Origin of the sequence: Mesorhizobium salmacidum (SeqCode) (assembly GCF_037179605.1) — a bacterium.
GTDB lineage: Bacteria > Pseudomonadota > Alphaproteobacteria > Rhizobiales > Rhizobiaceae > Mesorhizobium > Mesorhizobium salmacidum.
In genome coordinates this window covers 330,624-350,906 of record NZ_JAPYKS010000002.1, presented here as the reverse complement: position 1 = coordinate 350,906, position 20,283 = coordinate 330,624, and the positions used below count along the sequence as shown (strand labels likewise).

General features: G+C 63.5%; 20 protein-coding genes. 7 read left to right on the top strand and 13 right to left on the bottom strand.

Annotated features, from left to right (window positions below):
* Window positions 1–18: 18 nt before the first annotated feature.
* The 4 genes from groL to O7A60_RS04345 all read left to right on the top strand — a co-directional run bounded on the left by groL (window position 19) and on the right by O7A60_RS04345 (window position 3,040).
* A complete protein-coding gene (gene groL, locus O7A60_RS04360; protein ID WP_337105168.1) occupies window positions 19–1,650 on the top strand; it encodes a chaperonin GroEL in 1,632 nt (543 codons plus the stop codon).
* 61 nt (window positions 1,651–1,711) lie between these two features.
* A complete protein-coding gene (locus O7A60_RS04355) occupies window positions 1,712–1,936 on the top strand; it encodes a hypothetical protein (protein WP_027146351.1) in 225 nt (74 codons plus the stop codon).
* A gap of 97 nt (window positions 1,937–2,033) precedes the next feature.
* Window positions 2,034–2,324 (top strand): DUF982 domain-containing protein, encoded by a 291-nt coding sequence (locus O7A60_RS04350; protein ID WP_140509472.1) that lies wholly within the window; start codon window positions 2,034–2,036, stop codon window positions 2,322–2,324.
* Window positions 2,325–2,437: 113 nt separating this feature from the next.
* Window positions 2,438–3,040: a cupin domain-containing protein gene (locus O7A60_RS04345; protein WP_337105167.1), complete on the top strand. Its 603-nt coding sequence runs from the start codon at window positions 2,438–2,440 to the stop codon at window positions 3,038–3,040.
* A 320-nt stretch (window positions 3,041–3,360) separates the two neighbouring features.
* On the opposite strand, the gene O7A60_RS04340 is transcribed toward O7A60_RS04345, so the two are convergent.
* Window positions 3,361–3,591, bottom strand: coding sequence for a hypothetical protein (locus O7A60_RS04340; protein ID WP_337105166.1), 231 nt, complete (start codon window positions 3,589–3,591; stop codon window positions 3,361–3,363).
* A gap of 206 nt (window positions 3,592–3,797) precedes the next feature.
* On the opposite strand from O7A60_RS04340, the gene O7A60_RS04335 reads away from it, so the two are divergent.
* Both O7A60_RS04335 and O7A60_RS04330 read left to right on the top strand, forming a co-directional pair.
* Complete coding sequence (locus O7A60_RS04335) at window positions 3,798–4,019, top strand: hypothetical protein (RefSeq protein ID WP_140509479.1); 222 nt, start codon at window positions 3,798–3,800, stop codon at window positions 4,017–4,019.
* A gap of 69 nt (window positions 4,020–4,088) precedes the next feature.
* Window positions 4,089–4,397 carry a DUF1236 domain-containing protein gene (locus O7A60_RS04330; RefSeq protein WP_140509481.1) on the top strand — a complete coding sequence of 103 codons (309 nt, stop codon included), beginning with the start codon at window positions 4,089–4,091 and terminating at the stop codon, window positions 4,395–4,397.
* Between the two features lie 187 nt (window positions 4,398–4,584).
* On the opposite strand, the gene O7A60_RS04325 is transcribed toward O7A60_RS04330, so the two are convergent.
* From O7A60_RS04325 to O7A60_RS04285, 9 genes are all read right to left on the bottom strand, one after another.
* Complete coding sequence (locus O7A60_RS04325; protein ID WP_337105165.1) at window positions 4,585–5,559, bottom strand: nucleoside hydrolase; 975 nt, start codon at window positions 5,557–5,559, stop codon at window positions 4,585–4,587.
* A gap of 57 nt (window positions 5,560–5,616) precedes the next feature.
* A complete protein-coding gene (locus O7A60_RS04320; protein WP_337105164.1) occupies window positions 5,617–6,597 on the bottom strand; it encodes an ABC transporter permease in 981 nt (326 codons plus the stop codon).
* Window positions 6,598–6,826: 229 nt separating this feature from the next.
* Window positions 6,827–7,798 (bottom strand): ABC transporter permease, encoded by a 972-nt coding sequence (locus O7A60_RS04315; protein WP_337105163.1) that lies wholly within the window; start codon window positions 7,796–7,798, stop codon window positions 6,827–6,829.
* A complete protein-coding gene (locus tag O7A60_RS04310; RefSeq protein WP_337105162.1) occupies window positions 7,795–9,339 on the bottom strand; it encodes a sugar ABC transporter ATP-binding protein in 1,545 nt (514 codons plus the stop codon). Before O7A60_RS04310 ends, O7A60_RS04315 begins: the two co-directional genes overlap by 4 nt.
* A 249-nt stretch (window positions 9,340–9,588) precedes the next feature.
* Window positions 9,589–10,623, bottom strand: coding sequence for an ABC transporter substrate-binding protein (locus O7A60_RS04305; RefSeq protein WP_027141426.1), 1,035 nt, complete (start codon window positions 10,621–10,623; stop codon window positions 9,589–9,591).
* A 90-nt stretch (window positions 10,624–10,713) separates the two neighbouring features.
* Complete coding sequence (locus O7A60_RS04300; RefSeq protein ID WP_337105161.1) at window positions 10,714–11,628, bottom strand: sugar phosphate isomerase/epimerase family protein; 915 nt, start codon at window positions 11,626–11,628, stop codon at window positions 10,714–10,716.
* A 35-nt stretch (window positions 11,629–11,663) separates the two neighbouring features.
* Window positions 11,664–13,196 (bottom strand): mannitol dehydrogenase family protein, encoded by a 1,533-nt coding sequence (locus O7A60_RS04295; RefSeq protein WP_337105160.1) that lies wholly within the window; start codon window positions 13,194–13,196, stop codon window positions 11,664–11,666.
* Entirely contained in the window at window positions 13,193–13,975 is a 783-nt protein-coding gene (locus O7A60_RS04290) for an SDR family oxidoreductase (RefSeq protein ID WP_337105159.1), read from the bottom strand. The genes O7A60_RS04295 and O7A60_RS04290 overlap by 4 nt, the downstream gene beginning before the upstream one ends.
* Before the next feature lie 78 nt (window positions 13,976–14,053).
* Window positions 14,054–14,947, bottom strand: a complete 894-nt coding sequence (locus tag O7A60_RS04285) for a MurR/RpiR family transcriptional regulator (RefSeq protein WP_337105158.1) — start codon at window positions 14,945–14,947, stop codon at window positions 14,054–14,056.
* A gap of 303 nt (window positions 14,948–15,250) precedes the next feature.
* Here O7A60_RS04285 and O7A60_RS04280 point away from each other — a divergent pair, with 303 nt between their 5' ends.
* Window positions 15,251–16,435 carry a Gfo/Idh/MocA family protein gene (locus O7A60_RS04280; protein WP_337105157.1) on the top strand — a complete coding sequence of 395 codons (1,185 nt, stop codon included), beginning with the start codon at window positions 15,251–15,253 and terminating at the stop codon, window positions 16,433–16,435.
* A 31-nt stretch (window positions 16,436–16,466) separates the two neighbouring features.
* Here O7A60_RS04280 and O7A60_RS04275 read toward each other — a convergent pair whose 3' ends face one another.
* The 3 genes from O7A60_RS04275 to O7A60_RS04265 all read right to left on the bottom strand — a co-directional run bounded on the left by O7A60_RS04275 (window position 16,467) and on the right by O7A60_RS04265 (window position 20,130).
* A complete protein-coding gene (locus O7A60_RS04275) occupies window positions 16,467–19,103 on the bottom strand; it encodes a bifunctional diguanylate cyclase/phosphodiesterase (protein WP_337105207.1) in 2,637 nt (878 codons plus the stop codon).
* Between the two features lie 179 nt (window positions 19,104–19,282).
* Window positions 19,283–19,546: a hypothetical protein gene (locus O7A60_RS04270; RefSeq protein WP_337105156.1), complete on the bottom strand. Its 264-nt coding sequence runs from the start codon at window positions 19,544–19,546 to the stop codon at window positions 19,283–19,285.
* Window positions 19,547–19,599: 53 nt separating this feature from the next.
* Entirely contained in the window at window positions 19,600–20,130 is a 531-nt protein-coding gene (locus tag O7A60_RS04265; RefSeq protein ID WP_337105155.1) for a class I SAM-dependent methyltransferase, read from the bottom strand.
* Window positions 20,131–20,283: the final 153 nt, after the last annotated feature.

Genomic DNA, 20,283 nt, shown 5'->3' with positions numbered 1-20,283 from the left:
AGATAGAGGAGTGATCCAATGGCTGCCAAAGAGGTAAAATTCCATACCGAAGCGCGCGAGAAGATGTTGCGCGGCGTCGATATCCTGGCCAATGCGGTGAAGGTGACGCTCGGCCCCAAGGGGCGCAATGTCGTCATCGACAAATCGTTCGGCGCGCCGCGCATTACCAAGGACGGCGTCACCGTCGCCAAGGAAATCGAGCTCGAGGACAAATTCGAGAACATGGGCGCGCAGATGGTGCGCGAAGTCGCCTCCAAGACCAGTGACATTGCCGGCGACGGCACCACGACCGCGACCGTTCTGGCTCAGGCGATCGTCAAGGAAGGCGCCAAGGCCGTTGCCTCGGGCATGAACCCGATGGACCTGAAGCGCGGCATCGACAAGGCGGTGGAGGCTGTCGTGGCCGAGTTGAAGGCCAACGCCCGCAAGGTGACCCACAACGACGAGATCGCACAGGTCGGCACGATCTCCGCCAATGGCGACGCCGAGATCGGCCGCTTCCTCGCCGAGGCGATGGAGAAGGTCGGCAATGAAGGTGTCATCACCGTGGAGGAAGCCAAGACCGCCGAGACCGAACTCGAAGTCGTCGAGGGCATGCAGTTCGACCGCGGCTATCTCTCGCCCTATTTCGTCACCAACCAGGACAAGATGCGCGTCGAACTCGAAGAGCCCTACGTGCTGATCCATGAAAAGAAGCTTTCCAACCTGCAGGCGTTGCTTCCGGTGCTGGAAGCGGTGGTGCAGTCGGGCAAGCCGCTGCTGATCATCGCCGAGGATGTCGAGGGCGAGGCGCTGGCGACGCTGGTCGTCAACAAGCTGCGCGGCGGCCTCAAGGTCGCGGCCGTCAAGGCGCCGGGCTTCGGCGATCGCCGCAAGGCCATGCTGGAGGATATCGCCATCCTCACCGGCGGCACGGCGATTTCGGAAGATCTCGGCATCAAGCTCGAGAATGTGACGCTGGAGATGCTGGGCCGCGCCAAGAAGGTGGTGATCGAAAAGGAAAACACCACCATCGTCGACGGCGTCGGGCGCAAGGAAGAGATCCAGAGCCGCGTCGCGCAAATCAAGGCCCAGATCGAGGAGACCACCTCGGACTATGACCGCGAGAAGCTGCAGGAGCGGCTGGCCAAGCTTGCCGGCGGTGTCGCGGTGATCCGCGTCGGGGGCTCGACCGAGGTCGAGGTCAAGGAGCGCAAGGACCGCGTGGACGATGCCCTGCACGCGACCCGCGCGGCCGTCGAGGAAGGCGTGCTGCCCGGTGGCGGCGTCGCGCTGCTTCGAGCCAGCAAGGTGCTCGATGCTGTCCAGACGGACAATGCCGACCAGAAGACCGGTGTCGAGATCGTGCGCCGCGCCATCGAGACGCCTGTTCGCCAGATCGCCGAAAATGCTGGCGCGGAAGGCTCGATCATCGTCGGCAAGCTGCGCGAAAAGAGCGAGTTCGGCTGGGGCTGGAACGCCCAGACCAATGAGTTCGGCGATCTCTATGGCCAGGGTGTGATCGATCCGGCCAAGGTGGTGCGCACGGCGCTGCAGGATGCCGCGTCGGTCGCCGGCCTTCTGGTGACCACCGAGGCGATGGTGGCCGAGAAGCCGAAGAAGGAAGCCGCCGCTCCGGCGATGCCCGCCGGCGCCGGGATGGACTTCTGAGGTCCCGGTCAGTCCGCCCGCTCCCTCGACAGGGAGCGGGCATCAGTTGAGGGAGAGAGACATGGATGCAATGGCTGGCCTTGGGCCCGTGCCCGCGCCGACACATCAGGCAAAGGAGTTCCTGGCCTATGAAACCGAATGCCGCAGCGTGCTGAAGCCGCTGCTGGCGGGACTGCTCGACATGGCCGAAGCCGCCGGCTGGAAGCGGCGCACCGCTGCCGCGACCCTGATGTTCCTGGCGGCGAAACAGGTGTCGGAGGAGTCCGAGACATCGGCTAGCGGCTGAACGCCAAAAGGCGGCCAATCACCCTGTCCGCGGCGGGCCGCGCTTTCCGGTATTCGGTCCGCCGCGGGGCCTGCACAATCGAAAGGAGGCACAAGCCATGAATCGCGGGCAGTTTGAAGAACCGGTCACCCTTCTGGTCGGAATGGGCTTTCCGAGGAAGATCGAAAGCGTGATGGAAGCCTACGTGCTGTTGCAGGACTGGCCCGCCGTCAGCCGCAACGGCGCCCATGCCATCGCTCTCAATGCCTGCAAGGCGGGCATCGCCGGCGAGATCGACCCGGAGACGGTGCGGGCGACGCTGGTCACCTTCGCACGCCGCAACGACATATTGCTGCCGGATGCGGTTTCGCCGGCCGCGGCGATGGGCAATGAGATGCATGCGGGGTGAGGCGGTCGGTCCGTCCGATGTGCGGCGATCGGTTCCCGGCTTCGCGGGCGCCGGGAACCAGCGACGGCCACGCAGGTTGAATCAGCGTTGGTTTCCCGAGGCGAGGCGACGTCATGAGCATCGTGCAAAGCATCAAGAAAGCAGCCGAACAGGTCACCGGTGCCGCAAGACCGGACAGGCAACACGCGGCCGATCTTGTCAGGCCACGAAAATCGAACGAGTTCAGGTTTGGGGATGATGGCCTGGTGCCCAACCATCCGTCCTGGCCGCTGGTGGTTTATCGCGGTGCCGTCATGCTGCCGGAGGACTTCGATCCCGCGGCCGTCATGGAGGAGCTTTTCTCGGCCAATGGCTGGGGGGAAAGCTGGCGCAACGGCATCTACGACTATGTCCACTACCATTCGCGCATCCACGAAGTGCTGGGCGTGGCGCGCGGTACGGCGAAAGTCCGGTTCGGCGGCAAGAAGGGACGAACGCTGGCGCTGAAGGCCGGCGATGTCGCGGTTCTGCCAGCCGGCACCGGGCATCAGCGCATCTCCGCCTCAGACGACTTTCTCGTGGTTGGCGCCTATCCGCCATCCGGCACCTATGACGAATGCACGACCACCGCCGACCACGCCAAGGCAGTGGCGACGATCCCCAGGGTCGGCCGGCCGCGCAAGGACCCGGTCTACGGAAGCAAAGGCCCGCTGCTGGCGGCGTGGAAGAAAGACTGAATTCGCAGAAGCCCAGGAGAGCAAAACTCATTGGCGCAAGCCCTGCCTCGGCACGAGCGCCCGAGCGGATCGACGCAATAGTCATCACGTCGGTGGAACGCTCTCGGAGATTGGAGGTTGGTAGGCGTCGATTGCTTCATTGGACTGATAAACAGAGAGCGTCCGTCTTCGGTTAACGCCGGGCGGGTTCTTTTTTCAGTCCAGGCTTCTCCGGGTGACCACGGCGTGCGGAAAACATGTCCGGCAGCCAGGCGCAAATATTGGGAGCAAAGCATAGATTGCGCCTGCCTCGAAAGGCGGAAGACGCCGGATTATATGGTCTATATTCCGTAGGTCAGGGCAACATAGATCACAGGGATAAGGGCCAGGCAGATCGCCATTCCCACGACAACCGCAATGGCCAAGCGCTCGGTTCGCCTGACAAGATCGGCAATATTGGCGTCGTCACTCAAAGAGACGTGCAGGGCCGGAGGCATTTCCGGAACCTGAGCATCATTGTCATTTGCGGGGTGATTGTCGTCGCGGGTAATCGGTCTCTGGGCTGATGTCACTGCTTGCCTCGCTCTCAAAATATCCGGCAGTCCAGCTCCGTCCGTGAGGGTGGGCGACCGGCAATCGTAACGTGTGGGCAAGACATTGGGTTGCGCCATAAGACTTCAGTCGGATCATTTCCTGGACCTAAGCCTTGCCGGGGAACGCAATGCAGCGGAAGTCGTTGCTCATCGGTGACAACTCAAGAATAGGAGAGGAGAAAGCCATGGCTGACGGCCCAACTGTTGTTAATTCTGGAGGTGGCGGCGGCACTGCGGTCGCTATTGTTCTTGCAATCATCGCCATCGTGGTCCTGCTGATATTTACCGGTGTCATCAATATCCATGGCGGCGGAAAGGATATCAACGTGAAGGTTGAAGCGCCAAAGGTGGAAGCCCCGGCCACTTCAGCGCCGGCGAAGCCCGCAGCACCGGCCAATGGCGGCTGATGTGGCGGCAGTAGAGGCCAGAATAGTTCTGGCATTCGCTTCTCAATTCACAACAATGAAGGACTTGTCATGAAAAGATATCTTGCCGGCGCAGTCGCCGCAGTCGCATTTGTGGGTGGAATTGGCGCTTCCTACGCGGGAGACGTCGTAGTTCTCAAGCCTGAGCAGCAGACGGTCGTTCGCGAATACATCCACAAACAAAAGCTCGCATCGGTCAGCCTGCTCGGTGTCGAACTCAACGTCGGCTCCGCTCTCCCCGACACTGTCGAGCTTCACACAATCGACGTCCCCGACGTCAGGTACAAATATACCGTCGTCGGAGATCATGCGGTCCTGGTGGACCCCGATACACGCAGAGTCGTGCAGATCATCGAGTGATGCCGGTAGTTAGCCCCTGATCGGCAGGGGACGGCCCGCCGTCGCCGCAAATGGCACGGCGGGTTTACTATTGGGGAGCCACTTCATCCCTATGAACATCGCGGGGGGCCCGTTTGCGAGTGCATGTGGTCTTCAACCGAGAATGGGCTGCCTGTTACCCGCCCAGGTCTGCGGGTAACGCGAGCCGTCATGCCTTGCTTTTGGTCAGGCGCTCGAGCGCATCGACGATCAGGTCGCAGAATTTCGGATGGTCGAGCTTCATCGCCACGGTATGGCGGAAGTCGACCTGCTCGCTTGCCGTGCCGCCGAAATGGTGCATGCCGCCCATCTTCTCGAAATTGCAGACCGTCATGCCCTTGGTCCACCGGCCGGCAATCTCGACGCGGATATCGGCCTTCTCGGTGGTGAAGACGGTCGGGTCGATCATGGCCGCGACGCAGCATGCATCATGGATGGCGGGATACTCGATCTGCAGGAGGCCTCCATGCGTGGTCGCTATGAACTCCCAGATATCGAGGATGAACCTGGCAATCGGGCCGCCGACCGCGCGCACCCTGTTTTGCAGGTCCGGAGTGGCCAGCGCCTGGTGCGTGAGGTCGAGCCCGACCATGGTGACGTCCCAATCGGCGCGGAACACGACGTCGGCGGCCTCCGCGTCGGCATAGACGTTGAACTCCGCCGCCGGCGTGATGTTGCCGCGTGTGTAGGCTCCGCCCATCGCGACGACACGCTTCACCCGCCCGATGATGCGTGGATCCTTGCGGATGGCGAGCGCGATGTTGGTGTAGGGACCGACCGGCACGAGCGTGATGGTTTTCGGCTCGTGCGCCATGACGGTGTCGATGATGAAGTCGACGGCATGCCGCTTGTCGAGTTCGAACGAGGCGGGCGGCAGGACGGGGCCGTCGAGCCCAGTATCGCCGTGGATCTCGACGGCCAGCACCTGGTCGCTGATCAGCGGGCCGGGGGAGCCCTTCGCCACCGGCACTTTGATGCCGTAGGCGGTGCATACGGCAAGAGCATTACGCGTGGTGTTCTCGACATTGTGGTTTCCCGAAACCGTGGTGATGCCGAGAAGGTCGATATTCGGGTTCCCCGCAGCGAGCAGGATGGCGATGGCGTCGTCGTGCCCGGGATCGCAGTCCAGGATGATCTTGTCCATGATGGCATCTCCCTTGTCGCCTGCGGCGATTATTGTCGAGCGGCCGAATATTGCCCGCTACCGCTCCTCGATAATCCGCAAATACGCCGCCGTCACGAACAGCACGATCAGCCCAAACAAGATCCGCCTCGCACCTTCCGGCATTTGCAAGATGGTGAGCAGCGTGGTCAGCACGGTGAGGATCAGCGCGCCGATGATGGTGCCGGTGTAGCCGCCGCGGCCGCCGAAGATCGAGGTGCCGCCGATGACGGCCGCCGCCACCGAAGGCAGCACCAGCGGCTCGGCGAGCGAGAGCGAAGGGGCCTTGATCAGGCCGATATAGAGCAGGCCGGTGATGCCGGCGAGCATGCTGGAGGAGATGTAGAGCGCTGTTATGACCTGCCAGTACTGGACGCCGGAGAGGCGGGTCGCGCGCTCATTGTCGCCGACGGCGTAGAGCAGGCGGCCGAAACCGGTGCGGGCGAGCGTGAAGACGATGAGGGCGGCCAGCGGCACGAACAGCAGCAGGGCGTTTGGAAAGCCGGAGGTGACGCCGGTGCCGAGCCAAGCGAGGAAGTCGGGGACCTTGGCGCCCGACGCGATCACCGTGCGCTGATAGACCTGCAGGCAGCCGGTGCCGATCAGGCTGGTGCCCAGCGTCATGATCAGCGGGTGGACGCGGAACACGCCGACGCCGATGCCGTTGACGAGGCCGATCAGCACCGCCGGTAGCATCGCCAGCAGGAACGCCACCGCCGGGTCCTGGTTCATGACTTGCGTTGCCATGATGAAGGCGCTCATCGTCGCCACCGTGCCGACCGACAGGTCGATGCCGCCGGTCAGCATGGTCATGGTCTGGCAGCCGGCGAGGATCGCCAGCGGGATGGCGAACTTGATCGTGTTGGCGATCCAGCGCTCGTTGACGATGCCTGGGCGCAGGATCTGCAGGATCACCACCAGGATCACCAGCAGGATGATCAGCGGGATAAGGGGCCGGTCGGCCATGAAACGCTTCAGGCGGCGGCCGAAGGGAACGGGCGTGATCGCGGTGCTGCTCATGGCGCGGCTCCTGCTCGCGATGGGGTGGGATAGGTGGTGCACGCGACGCATTTCTCCCTTCTCCCCTTGTGGGAGAAGGTGGATCGGCGCGCAGCGCCGAGACGGATGAGGGGTGTGTGACGGAATGAGGCGTTTGCGTTCCCTGGAACACCCCTCATCCGACCTCGCTTCGCGAGGCCACCTTCTCCCACAAGGGGAGAAGGAAGAAGGGCGCGTCGATGTCCACTCATCATTGCCGCCCCCTCATCGTAATAAACGCGCCGAACATCACCACGGCGACCATGATCAGGCCTTCGATGATGGCGGTAACGTTGGGGTCGATGGCGAGCAAGGTGAGATCGGTGCGCACCAGGCGCAGTACGAAGACGGCGACGATGGGGCCGAGCAGGCCGCCCTTGCCGCCGCCGAGCGCCACGCCGCCCAGCACGACCGCGGCGACGCTGGCGAGCAGATAGGGGCCGGGGATGGGCGCGCCGATGCCGGTGCTCATGGTCAGCGCCAGCCCGCCCATGGCCGCGAACAGGCCCGACAGTGCATAGGCGATGACCCTGGTGCGGGCGACAGGCACGCCGCTGCGGAACGCCGCCAGTTCGCTCGAGCCGATGGCATAGATGGAAAGGCCGAGGCGCGAGCGCCGGAGCGGGATCCAGATCACGCAGAGGCAGACGACCAGCACCAGCAGCGCCTTGGGCAGCCAGGCATCGATGGTATCAGGCAGGCCCGGTATCGGCACGGTGCCCAAGATCAGCGCCTTCAGCCATTCGGCCGCCGCGCCGCCCGGCGCGCCGAGCACCAGAAGGGCGGCGCCCTGAAGCACGAACAGCATGGCGAGCGTGACGACGATGTCGGGCACACGGGTGACGACGATGAGCAGGCCGTTGAGCGCGCCCAGCACAAAACCCATGGCGAGCACGAAGGGCACCACGAACAGGGCGTATTCCTCCGAGGCGCCGTTCATCATCGAGGCGGCGGTGACGCTGGTCAGCGCCATCATGGCGGCGACCGAGAGGTCGATGCCGCCGGCGATGACGACAACGGTCTGCGCGGCGACGGCAAAGGCGTAGGGTAGCACGGCCCGCGCCAGCGAGCCGAAATCGCCGCTGCCATAGCCGGGCTGGATCAGTTTTGTCGCGATGAACAGAACGATCAGCAGGGCAAACAGGCCTGTTACCCAGCCTTGGCGGCGCAGGAAATGGCTCATGGCGTCGCCCGCGGCGCATCGGAGGTGTTGGCGGTGGGATCGGCCAAAATGCCGATATCGGCCTTGGCGCCGCGCGGCAGGCCGTAGGCGGCGCGCATCAGTGCCGGTTCATCCGCTTCCTCGACAGGGAAGACATCGACGAGGCGGCCGCCGAAGATGACGATGACGCGGTCGCAGACGCGCTGTACCTCTTCGAGTTCGGAGGTGTAGAACAGCACCGACTTGCCATTGCCGGCGAGCTCGCGCAGCAGCTTATAGATCTCCTGCTTGGTGCCGACATCGATGCCGCGTGTCGGGTCGAAGCAAAGGATTGTGCGGGCATCCGCCGCGATCCAGCGGGCGATGGTCACCTTCTGCTGGTTGCCGCCGGAGAGGCGTTGCACCTCGCCCTGAGCGCGAGTATCGATCTGCAGGCGCTGGATGGCGCTCGCCACCGTGGCGCGCTCCTTGCGCATGGCAATTGGTCCCCAGTTGCGCAGGGCGGCGCTGAAGGGGAGCGCAATGTTCTCGCGCACCGAGCGCTGCATGGCGAGCGCCTCGGACCGGTCGCCCGGCACATAGGCGATGCCGGCGCGGATGGCGTCGATCGGGTGGGCGAACTTCATCGGGCTGCCGTCGACCTCGATCGTGCCGCCCGACGGTTTGATCGAACCGGCAAGAGCGGCGAACAGCTCGTCCTGGCCCTGGCCTTCCAGCGCCACCACGCCGGCGACCTCGCCATCCCCGAGATCGAAGGAGACGTCGCTGAGCTTGGTACCGACGCGCAGGTTGCGTACGGCGATACGCGGACGGGCAGGGGGGCGGGCCTTCTCGCTGGCGCCGCGGCCGGCGACATGGGTCTTGAGAATGCGGCTGCCGAGCATCAGCTCGACGATCTTTTCTTCCACGCCCGGCACGATGTCGACGACGCCGACGGTTGCGCCGTCGCGCAGCACCGTGGCGCGGTCGCATAACGCGGCGATTTCGACGAAGCGGTGCGAGATGAAGATCACGGCGCGGCCGGCGTCGCCCTGGCGGCGCACCACCTCCAGCACTTTTTCGGCAAGGTTGGCGGGCAGTGCCGCCGTCATCTCGTCGAGCAGCAGCACGTCGGGCTCGACGGCCAGCGCACGGGCAAGGTCCAGCACGCGCAGTACGGCCAGCGGAATGTCACGCGCGGTGTCGCGCAGGTCGAGGTCAGGAATGCCGAGCTCGCGCACCCAGGCGCGGAACGGCTCGACCGGCGTGCCGGTCAGCCGCAGATTGGACAGCACGTCGAGATCGGGGATCAGCGAGGGCTCCTGGTAGACAGGCAAAAGCCCGGCGCGCCTCGCGGCGGCGGGCGAGCGTATGTCGCGCGCCTCGCCACGGATCAGGATGCGGCCCGCATTGGCTGATATGGCGCCGGTCAGGATCTTCACCAGCGTCGACTTGCCGGCGCCATTGGCGCCCATCAAGGCGTGCACCTCGCCCGGCAGGACGGAGAGCGACGCGTTACGGAGAGCCGCAACCGCGCCGTAATTCTTGGCGACGCCCGTGGCGTCGAGGAGGAGATTGGTCAAATCGTGTGGTTCTCGATTTATGTGGCCTGCTTAATGCAGCAGTGCGCCACGCTTGCGCGCGGCGTACTGCTGAGTGGGAAACCCCTTCTCCCCTTGTGGGAGAAGGTGGCCTCGCGAAGCGAGGTCGGATGAGGGGTGTTCCAGGAAAACACCGACGCCTCACTCCGTACCGCACCCCTCAACCGTCTCGGCGCTGCGCGCCGATCCACCTTCTCCCACAAGGGGAGAAGGAAGAAGCGTGTGCAGCCCTTACTCCCCCGGGCCCTTGCAGGCCACGATCTGGTCCTTGGTGTAAGTCGTCCAGTCCGGGATCGAGATCGAGACCGGCCATTCCGGGCTGAGCGACGGGTCGGCGGCGGCCTTCAGCTTGGCCTTGCCTTCGTCGGTGGCGTTGTCCCACAGCTGCGGGTCGACCAGCACGGTCTGCTGGGCTGGCTTCTTGCCGTCGAGGATCTGCAGGGCGAGCGTTACACCCGCACCGCCGATCGAGCCGGGGTTGGTGACGGCAGCGCCGACGAGGCCCTTGACGGAGCTCAGCTGGCCGACGAAGCCGGCATTGTCGGCGCCGACCACCGGCACCAGCGGCGCCTGCGATTCGACCAGCGCGTCGACGATGACGTTGTCGATGCCCGACGTCCACACGCCGTTGAACGGCGTGCCGGTGGCGAGGAACGACAGCATCTGCTGCTTGGCCTGGTCCTGCTGCCAGCCGGTGAAGACTTCCTGCGCGACCTTCACGTCGGGGAATTCGGCCAGCGCCTTCTTGAAGCCTTTGTCGCGATCGCTATCGGCGGACGCACCGGCCGCACCGCGCATATAAAACACCTCGCCCTTGCCGCCCATCTGGCCGAACAGCCATTTGGCGCCGAGATAGGCATATTGTTCCTGGTTGTTGGAAATGATGTAGGCCGACGGTTCGGTGACCGCCTGGTCGACGGCGACGACGACGATGCCGGCCTTGGTGGCTTCTTCCAGGCCGGCCTTGATGCCGGCCGGATCGGCGGGGTTGACGACGATGGCGTCGACCTTGGCGCTGATCAGGTTGCGAATGTCTTCGAGCTGGCCGGCGGCATCGGTGTTGCGGTGGGCGATGTTGAGCTTGGTCACTTCGCCGGAGGCGAGCGCCTGCGCCTTCATGGCGCACACCATCTCTTCGCGCCAGCCATTGCCCTGCACGGTGTTGGAAATGCCGATCGTGTATTTGCCGGCGGCGGACGACACGCCCACCGAGGCCAGCAGGGCCGCGCTGGCAAGCAGCGGGACCATGGTCAGATATTTCTTCATTTCAGTCTTCCTCCACATTTGTTTTTCAGTTCAGTTTTAATCCGTTAAGCCGCACCACTCACAAACAGAGTCAAGTGGCCCGCTAAGCTGTCACTTGACGAAGGGACGCAGCACGTCGCGGGCGAGCAGAAAGCCCCGCTTCACCTGATCGTCGCTGCCTTCAAATCGCCTGTCCTCGTGTTCGATGATGACCGATCCGTCATAGCCGGCGCGATAGAGGTCGGAGAAGAAGCCGCTCCAGTCGACATCGCCCAGCCCCGGCATGCGCGGCACCTGCCAGCCTATGCCGGACGAAAGGATTCCGCGCTCGTACAAACCATCATGATCAATCATCAGGTCCTTGGCGTGGACATGCAGCATGTAGGCGCCGAATTCCCTGATGAAGCGGGCTTGGTCGATCATCTGCCAGACCAGGTGCGAGGGGTCGAAATTCATGCCGACATCGCCGCCCCAGGTCTCCAGGATGCGGCGCCAGACCTGCGGCGAATAGGCGATGTTGTGCCCGCCCGGCCATTCGTCATAGCTGAAGATCATCGGGCAGTTCTCGAAAGCGAGTTTTACCCCGTGGTCGCGCGCATGGGCGACGATTTCAGGCCAGACTTTCAGCGCGTCCTGCCAGTTGACGTCGACGGTCTTGGACGCATCGCCGCCGCAGAAGGTGTTGACCACTGATACACCCATGTTTGCGGCCAGCACGATGACCTTTTTGAGGTGGCCGATGACCGCCTCGCGGTGCGCGGGATCGGGATGCAGCGGGTTGGGATAATAGCCGAGGCCGGAGATGGACATGTTCTTTTCCGCCAGCGCGGCGGCAATCTCTTTTGCCTGCGAGGCCGAGGTGCCGGCAGCGTCGATGTGGCTGGTCCCGGCATAGCGGCGGGTCGCGCCGGAGGTTTTCGGCCAGCAGGCGATTTCCAAGGCCTCGAAGCCGACGGAGCTTGCCCAGCCGGCGACCTCGCCAAGCGGCGTCTCCGCGAACGGTGCGGTGAGCAGTCCAAGTTTCATCATGCCTCCCCTGACCGCGAACCCGCGATCGATGCCTATAATGCCGATTGTTTGGATCGCTTCAACCTTGAGACCTCGTCTTGTTCGAGACCGTGACGGACTGCCGCCATCGGATCGTCCGACAGCAGTTCGCCAAGCGCCGAAGCCGCGGCCTGCCGGAACGTCTCGTTTGCGGCAAGGTCGGGATCGAAAATCGTGTCGATGGCCAGGATGGCGGAAGCCAGAGCCGGCGCATCGTTGCCCGTCGCGTCGGCTATTGCCGCGACCTTGCCGGCATAGGGATCCGACACCGGCCAGCCTTTGCCGAAACGGGCCGAGGCCAGGATCAGATAGGCCATCCAGCCGGCGACCGGCACCGACAAAAGGCCGATGCTGGCCCCCTGGTTCAGCCGATCGCGGATCGGGTTGAGCAGGCGCTGGACGATCTTCTGCGAGCCATCGGTGGCGATCTGGTGGTTGCGGTGGCGGATGGCGGTGTTGCGCAAGCGGCCGAGGCTCTGGTCGACATAAGCCAGCGGCTCCATGCCAGGCACTGGCATCAGCGTCGGCAGCGTTTCCTCGACCAGCATGCGCCTGACGAAGACCGACAGCAGCGGGTCGGCGATGGCATCGAATGTGTGTTCCAGCCCTGCCAGTACGCCGAGCGTGGCGAGTGTCGTCTGCGCGCCGTTCAGCACCCGCATCTTGAGATGCTCGAAGGGCGTGACATCGTCGACGAAGGTCGCGCCGGCCAGGTCCCAGCGGGGCACGCGGCCGGCGAACTTTTTCTCGATCACCCATTGCCGGAACGGTTCGCCGACGGCGACGGCGGCATCGCGGTAGCCGAACCACTGTTCGACGCTGTCGAGGTCGTCCCGCGTCACCGCCGGCGCGATGCGGTCGACCATGGCCGAAGGGAAGGTGGCGTTGGCGGCGACCCAGTCGGTCAGACCATTGCCGCGCTGTTCGGCAAAGCTCCGCACGACATTTTCCAGGATGACGCCGTTGGTCGGAATGTTGTCGCAGGAGAGCAGTGTCAGCTTCCGGCCATGCGTGGCCCGGCGCATCTCCAGCGCCCGTGTGAGGATGCCGGGCACGCTGCGCGGTGTGTCCGGGTTGGCGAGGTCATGGACGATGTCGGGATGGGCGAGGTCGAGTTCACCGCTCGACGGGATGTGGCAATAGCCTTTTTCCGTCACCGTCATCGTCACCAGTTCGATGTCGGGCGAGGCGAGCGCGGTGAGCGCCGGTGCGGCGCTGTCCTGGCTGTCGATCACCTTCACGATGCTGCCGATGACGCGTGCCTCGACATAGCCGTTCTCGCGGATCAGCCTGGTGTAGAGGCCGCCTTGCCGGCCGAGCGTGTCGGCGAGGGCGGGCGGGCGGATGTTGATGCCGACAATGCCCCAGCGGTCGAATTGCAACGACAAGAGGTCGTCGGTGTATTCGGCTTGATGGCAGCGGTGGAAGGCGCCGACGCCAAGATGGGCCATGCCGGGTGACAGCGACGCCCGGTCATAGGACGGCCTTTGCACGGCGCCGGGCAGCCGCTCCAGCAGCCCAGGGTCAAGTGTTTCGATGGCATTCACCGGTTCGCCCCGATCACCGACTGCTCCTGGTCGATCACCGCACCGGTCATCGGCCCGGCCGCGTCGGAAAGCAGGAACACGGCGAGGTTGGCGATATCGTCCGGCCTGAGTAGCCGGCCAAAGGGCTGCGCGGCATTGGCGGCGTCGAGCCAGCCCGGGCCGTTGCCCAGCGTCTCGGCCTGCATGATGCGTTCGGCCGGCGTGTCGGTCCAGCCGACATTGATGCCGTTGACGCGGATGCGGTCGAAGCGGTGGGCGTTGGCGGCATTCTTGGTCAGCGTCGCCAGCGCGCCCTTGGTGGCGGAATAGACGGCAAGCTCCGGCGAGCCGCAATGGGCGTTGATCGACAGGATGTTGACGATCGCCCCGCTTTGGCCGCGCTTCTTCATGTCGGCGATCGCGGCCTGCATCAGGAAGAAGGGTGCGCGCGCATTGACCGCGAACAGCGCCGCCCAGTCGTCCAACGACGCGTCGAGAAAGGAGGCGCGGTCGGTCAGACCGGCGGCGTTGACCAGGCCGTCGATGCGGCCGAAGTGGTCGATGCAGGCCTGCGCCAGAGCGGCGGGGGTTGCCGGATCCTCCAGGTCGGCGGCGACGAAGAGCGTCGGCGTACCCAATCGCGAAAGCTCCGCCGCCACGGCATTGCCGCGCTTGCTGTCGCGCCCCGTGATCAGCAGGCCAGCAGCGCCGGAACGCGCCAGCGTCTCGGCAATGGCGCGGCCGATGCCTTGCGTCGACCCGGTGACCAGTATCACCTTGCCGTCGAGCCTGGTCTCCATTCCTCCTCCCGGAACAAAGTTTCTATTTTTTGAAATATGGAACGATAATTCCCGCTAGTCAATTGTGCCAGCAGCGCCTCATGCACCACGGCGCGCGGCGACGCCTTGGACCAGCGCCATGCCGACCGCCAGCGATGCCGCCAGCGAGCGGAAACCGGCGAAGTCGGATTCCACCACCTCCAGCCAGCTGTCCGAGAGCTGGATCAGCGGGGAGAAGGTGCTGTCGGTGATGGTGACGATGCGGGCGCCGCGTTCGTGCGCCACCGCGACGAGGTCGGGCGTGATTGAATTGTAGGGGCTGAAGGACACCGCCAGCACCGCATCCTGCCTGCCGATGCAGCCGACCTGGTCGAGCGCGGTGGAGCCGACATTGTCGACCAGCACATTGCGTACGCCTTGCTGCGAAAGCGTCAACGACAGGTAGGTGGTGACGGGGAAGGCGCGCTTGGAGCCGATGACGTAGATCAGGTCCGCTTGTGCCAGCGTCCCCACCATCTTCTCGAAGCTTTCGACATCGAAGCCGCTTTCGATGCGGCCGAGCGAGGCCTGCGAGGCGCCGACCATGCCGTGCAGGAAATGCAGGGCAGCGTTTGGCTCGGTCTCGGCGCGCTGCTCGCCGCGTCCTTCCGGCCAGGATCCCTTGATGTGGTCCTTGAACAGACCCTGGAAATCGGAAAAGCCGGAATAACCGAAGATCTGGGCAAAGCGCACCAGCGTCGAGGGCTGCACGCCGGCCTGCGCCGCCACCTGGGCGATGGTGCCGAACGCCACCTCGCTCGGATGCTGCCACAGGAAGATCGCCACCTGGCGCAGGCGCTTGGGAAAATGCACCGTGCCGGAAGACAGCACGGCGCGCAGCTCCTCATAGTTTCGCGGCTGTATATAGCCAAGCGCCGCCAGGGAACGCCCGCGCTTGCGCGTCGCGGCTTCCTCGGCACTCGATCGTCCGGATGGTTTTCTTGCCCCGCTCATGAATTCAGGCTAGCGCGATACGATCGTTTTACAATATGGAAATTGGAAATCCTGTTCGAAGCGTGTCTTGGAGAGGGATGTAAACGGTTCAAAGTGGGCGCTCTACGAGGCCCCCCTCTGTCCTGCCGGACATCTCCCCCTCAAGGGGGGAGATCGGACGTCGCCTATGCTTTCGCCAACCATGAGCGTTGCAGGAAGGGCGCCGCGATCAACGCTGCAAATCTCCCCCGAAGAGGGGGAGATGTCCGGCAGGACAGAGGGGGGCGCCGTAGAACTCGACGGGGATAGCCAGGAGGAGAAAACATGGTCTACGCAACATCGGATGGATCGACGCGCCAGCGTCTGCGGGTCGGGATGGTCGGCGGCGGCCGCAATGCCTTTATCGGCGCCGTGCATCGGCTGGCCATGCGCCTCGACGACCAGATCGCGCTGGTTGCCGGCGCGCTATCGTCCGACCCGGACAACGCCGCCGCCTCGGCCGCCGAGATCGGCATCGCGCCGGAGCGCAGCTATGCCGATTATCGCGCCATGGCCAAGGCAGAGGCCGCGCGGCCGGATGGCATCGAGGCGGTCGTCATCGTCACGCCCAACCATCTGCACGCGCCGATCGCCACCGCCTTCCTCGAAGCCGGCATCGACGTGATCTGCGACAAGCCGCTGTCGACGACGCTCGGTGACGCCGAAGCGCTGGTGGCGCTGGCGCGCGCGAAAAAGCGCCGCTTCGTCGTCACGCTCAACAACACCGGCTACGCCATGGTGCGCCAGGCGCGCGAAATGGCGATGGCGGGCGAGCTTGGCCGGATCGTATCGGTGCATGGCGCCTACATCCAGGACTGGCTGACCAAGCCGATCGACGCCGACGGCCAGAAGCAGGCGGAGTGGCGCACCGATCCGGCGAGGGCAGGGCAGTCGGCGGTGCTGGCCGATATCGGGGTGCACGCCTTCAACCTGGCAAGCTTCATTTCCGGCCGCGAGGCCGAGACGGTGTCGGCCGACCTGTTCACCGCGGTGCCCGGACGCCGGCTGGACGACAATGCCCACGTGCTGGTGCGCTGGACCGACGGCGCGCGAGGTACGATCCTGGCCAGCCAGACATCGCCCGGCCATTACAACGACCTCTCCGTGCGCATCTATGGCGACAAAGCCGGGCTCGAATGGTCGGGCGCGCGGCCGGAGGAACTGCGCTTTTCCGTCCATGGCGAGGAAACCCGCACGCTGGTGCGCGGCGGTCATGGCTCGACGGCTGAATCCCGCCGCGTGTCGCGCATGCCGGCGGCACACCCGGAGGGTTATATCGAGGCCTTCGCCAATTTCTACCGCGACGCCGCCGACATCATCCGCGCCCACCGTTCTGGTGGCGCGGTCGATCCGGCGCGCGCGGCGCAGGTGCCCGACGTGATCGATGGCGCGCGCGGCGTGAAGTTCGTCGCCGCCGCGGTGGAGTCGAACGCGGCCGGCGGGGCGTGGACGGCGGCACGGTTCGGGTGAGGTCACTCCAAGCCTAGGACTTGGAACGGAATTAGCCGGCGACGGACAACCGACGAGATCGCACGAATCTTCTCAGTCCGTCGGAATCCAAGGGCTGCCCGAAGGCATAGCCTTGCAGAATGTCGCAGCCAAGCGCTTTAAGCAGACGGGCGTGCTCCATCGTCTCCACACCCTCCGCTACGATCTCGATGCCGAGGGATTTGCCGATTTCGATGATCGAAGACACGACTTGCCTCTGCTGGGGCGAATTCACAATTGGATCGACCAACTGGCGGTCTATCTTCAGGCGGCGAGGTTGCAATTTGAGCAGACTGACGATTGAGGCGTAGCCGGTGCCGAAATCGTCGATTTCGATGTCGATGCCGAGTTGCTTGATCTGCTCGACGTTCCATGTGACCAGGTCATCGTTGTCGTCGAGGAAGATGGATTCGACGAGCTCAAAGGAGAACGTTCCCTTCCTGATGTTGAGATCTCGCAAACTCGCTATGAGTTGCTCATCGTGAAGGCGTCGTGCCGAAACGTTGACTGACATGCGCGGAACGCCAATCTTCTGCGCGGACCATGCTTCGAAATCCAAAAGCGATTGCTGGAGGATTTTCTGGTCTATTATCGAGACGACGTTCAGTTCTTCAGCGGTCTTCAGGAAAACGTCGGGTGTTAGAATGCCCTTCTCAGGGTGGTTCCATCGCGCCAGCGCTTCAACTCCCACGATCTCCCGCGTCCTGGCGCTAAATTGAGGCTGGTAGAATACGATAAATTGATTTCGTTCGAGGCCGGCGAGAATTTCGTCGGCAATTCTCTTCGTGTTGACGATTTCGCTTTGCAACTCGCCGCTGAAGAATTCATGCCGGTTGCGGCCACGTCTCTTGGCCCGGTAGAGGGCGATATCGGCATTTACCAGCAGCTGTCTGGTATCGGCGCTCGTACCGTCGTCGATTGCAATTCCGACGCTGACGCCAAAACGGCACTGGTGACCGTGGTAATAAACGGGCCTGCGCATCTCTTCGATAATGCGGTCCGCGAGCGCGGCCGCCTGGGCATCGTCATCGTCTATCGTGCAGAGCACGATGAATTCGTCTCCTCCAACCCGAGCGACGAAACCTCGATCGCCGACGTTGGACTTGAGAACGGATGCCGCATGCACCAGCATCGCGTCGCCCGCTGCGTGGCCGAGCGTATCGTTGATGTGCTTGAAGCGGTCCAAATCGACGTGAAGCAGTGCGGCATGGCCGCCATTCAGCCTGGCCTTTGCCGCGTAATCATACAGTACCTGGTCCAGGTAGCGCCGATTGGGCAAATCCGTCAGCGAATCGTGCATGGCGACATGTTCCGTGCGCGCCTTGGCAACTTCGAGTTCCCCATTTTTCGACTCGGCCAGCTGTTTTGCGCGAACCAGATCGGTGTTCAGCATTACATCGGATGTCACGTCCCATTCGGCCCCCACCATTCGTGGCGAATTGTTCGCGGTCTCATAAAAGATCGCCCTGGACCGGACATGGCGAATTTCGCCGTCTGGACGAACAACCCGGTATTCCGATGAATATGTGCCTCGCCCGGTCACGGCACTTTCGAAGTCTGTAAGCGCCTGAGGCAGATCGTCGGGATGAATGGCCCCGGCCCAGTCGGAATATCCGCGCGGTCCGCCATCAGCCTCCCTGCCATATATCTCGTTGACGCGGTCGTCCCAAGCAAGATGGTTGGTTTGGAGGTCGTGTTCCCAAACGCCAATGGCCGAGGCCTCCAGGGCAAGTTCCAGCCGTCGCGACAGCCGATTCAGTTCCCAGTAGTTTCGCTGCCTTTCATTGATCAAGCGGCCCGCCGCCAGGAAGGGAATCAAAATCAGCGCCGCTGCTGCCGCCATGAGCGCCCGGAGCCGCCAGGCGTTGGCGGGCGTGGCGGGCCAACCGCCCTTGGGAATCGCAGCGATCTGCCAGGAGCCCGATGGAAAAAGAACGTCGGCTGTCACCGGATCGCTTTTGACAACCTGTTCGTCACCAAAGAACCGCATTCCTTTAGTGCCAAGGGCGTCATTGCCGATGAGGGCTATGTCGATCCCGAGCTCCTTGTCGAGAAGACCGCTTGCCTGGTAGAGGCGCTGCACGTCGACGACTGCGGAAACGATGCCCCAGAACCGTTCGGTGTTGCCCGCGCTTTTAACGAACACCGGAAATCGGCCGATGAAGGCCTGCCCTCCCTGCGCCAGATCGACCGGGCCGGCAAGAATGAGCTTGCGCTCGTCGCGCGCACGCAACGCCGCCGCACGCTGCTGGTCGTTATTGCGGTAGTCGAGGCCGATAGCCTTCTCGTTGCCGGCCATCGGGTACATCAAGGAAATGACCAGGTCGGGCGCGCCGGCAATGTTGCGAAGCTGGGACTCTTCGTTGAACAGTCTGCTGGCAAGCTCAGTGAAACGTTGCTGTCCCATGTAGGGTTCGGTCGTGACTGCCGCGACCAGTCCTCGCGCCAGCTGAAGGTTGCCGTTGATCTTCCCTTCGAGCTTGGCGCGAACGACATTAACCTTGGCCAGGACGTCCGCGCGGGCGACCTGATCCGAAACGATCTTGTTTTGGTGGTCGGCGAGCACCGCGCAAACGGCAATAACCACAACCGCGATCGCCACCGGAATCCTTGCCGGTGAAAAGACGCCCGCCTTAACGCGGGCGGTCATACTGGCGAAAAAAGCCAATAAAGCAATGTTCCCTGTGCTTCTCAGGCCCTCTGGTCGAGCCTCATCAAGGGAATATTAGTTCGCAACAACTTAATTTTGACCTTCACAATCTTTAAAAATTTTCCGCCTTCGGAGGCTGCTGCGTGGAGAACGCACACCAGAACCTGCCAAATACGGAACTAGTGGCTGTCGAGCTTCTTCTTGACGATCCGATACGTCCCGACGCCGCGCTTGGTTGCCCCGATTGAATAGGCCATCGGAATCTTGGGAGCGTTTTCGGGAAGGCCGTACATATCCTTGCCGGCCCTTACCGCGAATGAAAAGTGCTGCCAGGAAACAGTGTCGTGCTCATTGAGGAAATCAAGCGTCAGGCCCGCAGCGATCAAGGCGTTCACCACGTCGCTGATCGGATGAATCCATTCATAATAGCGGGGATGCTTCAAGGTGCGCTCATCGCCGGTGTAGGTTCGCTTCTCGTTCCAGACGAGCGGTCGCGCTACAGGCGTTCGCCAACGTCCTTCAATTCGAGCGCAGCAGCCTTGCGATTGCACTGGAACATCAAGGGATGGCCTTCGGCCATATAGAGCCGGCCGCCGGGACGCAGAAGATCGGCAACCACCCGGGCCCAACGGAAGACATCGTCAAGCCAGTTCACCGATCCCCAGGTAACGTAGACGATGTCATAGGTCCGGTCGAGCGCTTCGACAGCCTCGTACAGTGGCGCTTCCACGAAGCGAACGTCGCTGCCCGCCTTGGAGGCGAAAACTCGCGCCGCGGCTATCGCCCTTGGTGAAAAGTCCAGGCCGGTCACACTGCCCGCGCCGAGATTCCTGAGGCTGATCGTGTCGAGCCCGATGTGGCACTGCAGATGGACGATGTCCTTGCCGAAGAAGTCACCGATCTCGCGCGTTTCCAGCTCATAGAGATTGGATCCACCAGCCAGCACGTTCTCGATACGATAGCTGCCGGTTCTGTCGGTCGCGTGCAGTTCGGCCCGATCGTCCCAATTCAGGAGGTTCGTATCCATGAACGGTTCCAAACTGACCCCCGATCTCAGCCGCGGCATGGTAAACAGCTGGTTAACGCAGATTGCAGTGGGCGGGCGTGCACGTCAATCCCAGCGCCTTGCGATGTGTCACAACTGGCAGGGTAACTGGCGCGGTCATCGCAGATGCGGCGC

Bases quoted from the DNA above. Each gene is read 5' to 3' on its own strand.
- groL (WP_337105168.1), top strand. From the start codon at position 19: ATGGCTGCCAAAGAGGTAAAATTCCATACCGAAGCGCGCGAGAAGATG.
- O7A60_RS04355 (WP_027146351.1), top strand. From the start codon at position 1,712: ATGGATGCAATGGCTGGCCTTGGGCCCGTGCCCGCGCCGACACATCAG.
- O7A60_RS04350 (WP_140509472.1), top strand. From the start codon at position 2,034: ATGAATCGCGGGCAGTTTGAAGAACCGGTCACCCTTCTGGTCGGAATG.
- O7A60_RS04345 (WP_337105167.1), top strand. From the start codon at position 2,438: ATGAGCATCGTGCAAAGCATCAAGAAAGCAGCCGAACAGGTCACCGGT.
- O7A60_RS04335 (WP_140509479.1), top strand. From the start codon at position 3,798: ATGGCTGACGGCCCAACTGTTGTTAATTCTGGAGGTGGCGGCGGCACT.
- O7A60_RS04330 (WP_140509481.1), top strand. From the start codon at position 4,089: ATGAAAAGATATCTTGCCGGCGCAGTCGCCGCAGTCGCATTTGTGGGT.
- O7A60_RS04325 (WP_337105165.1), bottom strand. From the start codon at position 5,559: ATGGACAAGATCATCCTGGACTGCGATCCCGGGCACGACGACGCCATC.
- O7A60_RS04320 (WP_337105164.1), bottom strand. From the start codon at position 6,597: ATGAGCAGCACCGCGATCACGCCCGTTCCCTTCGGCCGCCGCCTGAAG.
- O7A60_RS04315 (WP_337105163.1), bottom strand. From the start codon at position 7,798: ATGAGCCATTTCCTGCGCCGCCAAGGCTGGGTAACAGGCCTGTTTGCC.
- O7A60_RS04305 (WP_027141426.1), bottom strand. From the start codon at position 10,623: ATGAAGAAATATCTGACCATGGTCCCGCTGCTTGCCAGCGCGGCCCTG.
- O7A60_RS04300 (WP_337105161.1), bottom strand. From the start codon at position 11,628: ATGAAACTTGGACTGCTCACCGCACCGTTCGCGGAGACGCCGCTTGGC.
- O7A60_RS04290 (WP_337105159.1), bottom strand. From the start codon at position 13,975: ATGGAGACCAGGCTCGACGGCAAGGTGATACTGGTCACCGGGTCGACG.
- O7A60_RS04285 (WP_337105158.1), bottom strand. From the start codon at position 14,947: ATGAGCGGGGCAAGAAAACCATCCGGACGATCGAGTGCCGAGGAAGCC.
- O7A60_RS04280 (WP_337105157.1), top strand. From the start codon at position 15,251: ATGGTCTACGCAACATCGGATGGATCGACGCGCCAGCGTCTGCGGGTC.
- O7A60_RS04275 (WP_337105207.1), bottom strand. From the start codon at position 19,103: ATGACCGCCCGCGTTAAGGCGGGCGTCTTTTCACCGGCAAGGATTCCG.
- O7A60_RS04265 (WP_337105155.1), bottom strand. From the start codon at position 20,130: ATGGATACGAACCTCCTGAATTGGGACGATCGGGCCGAACTGCACGCG.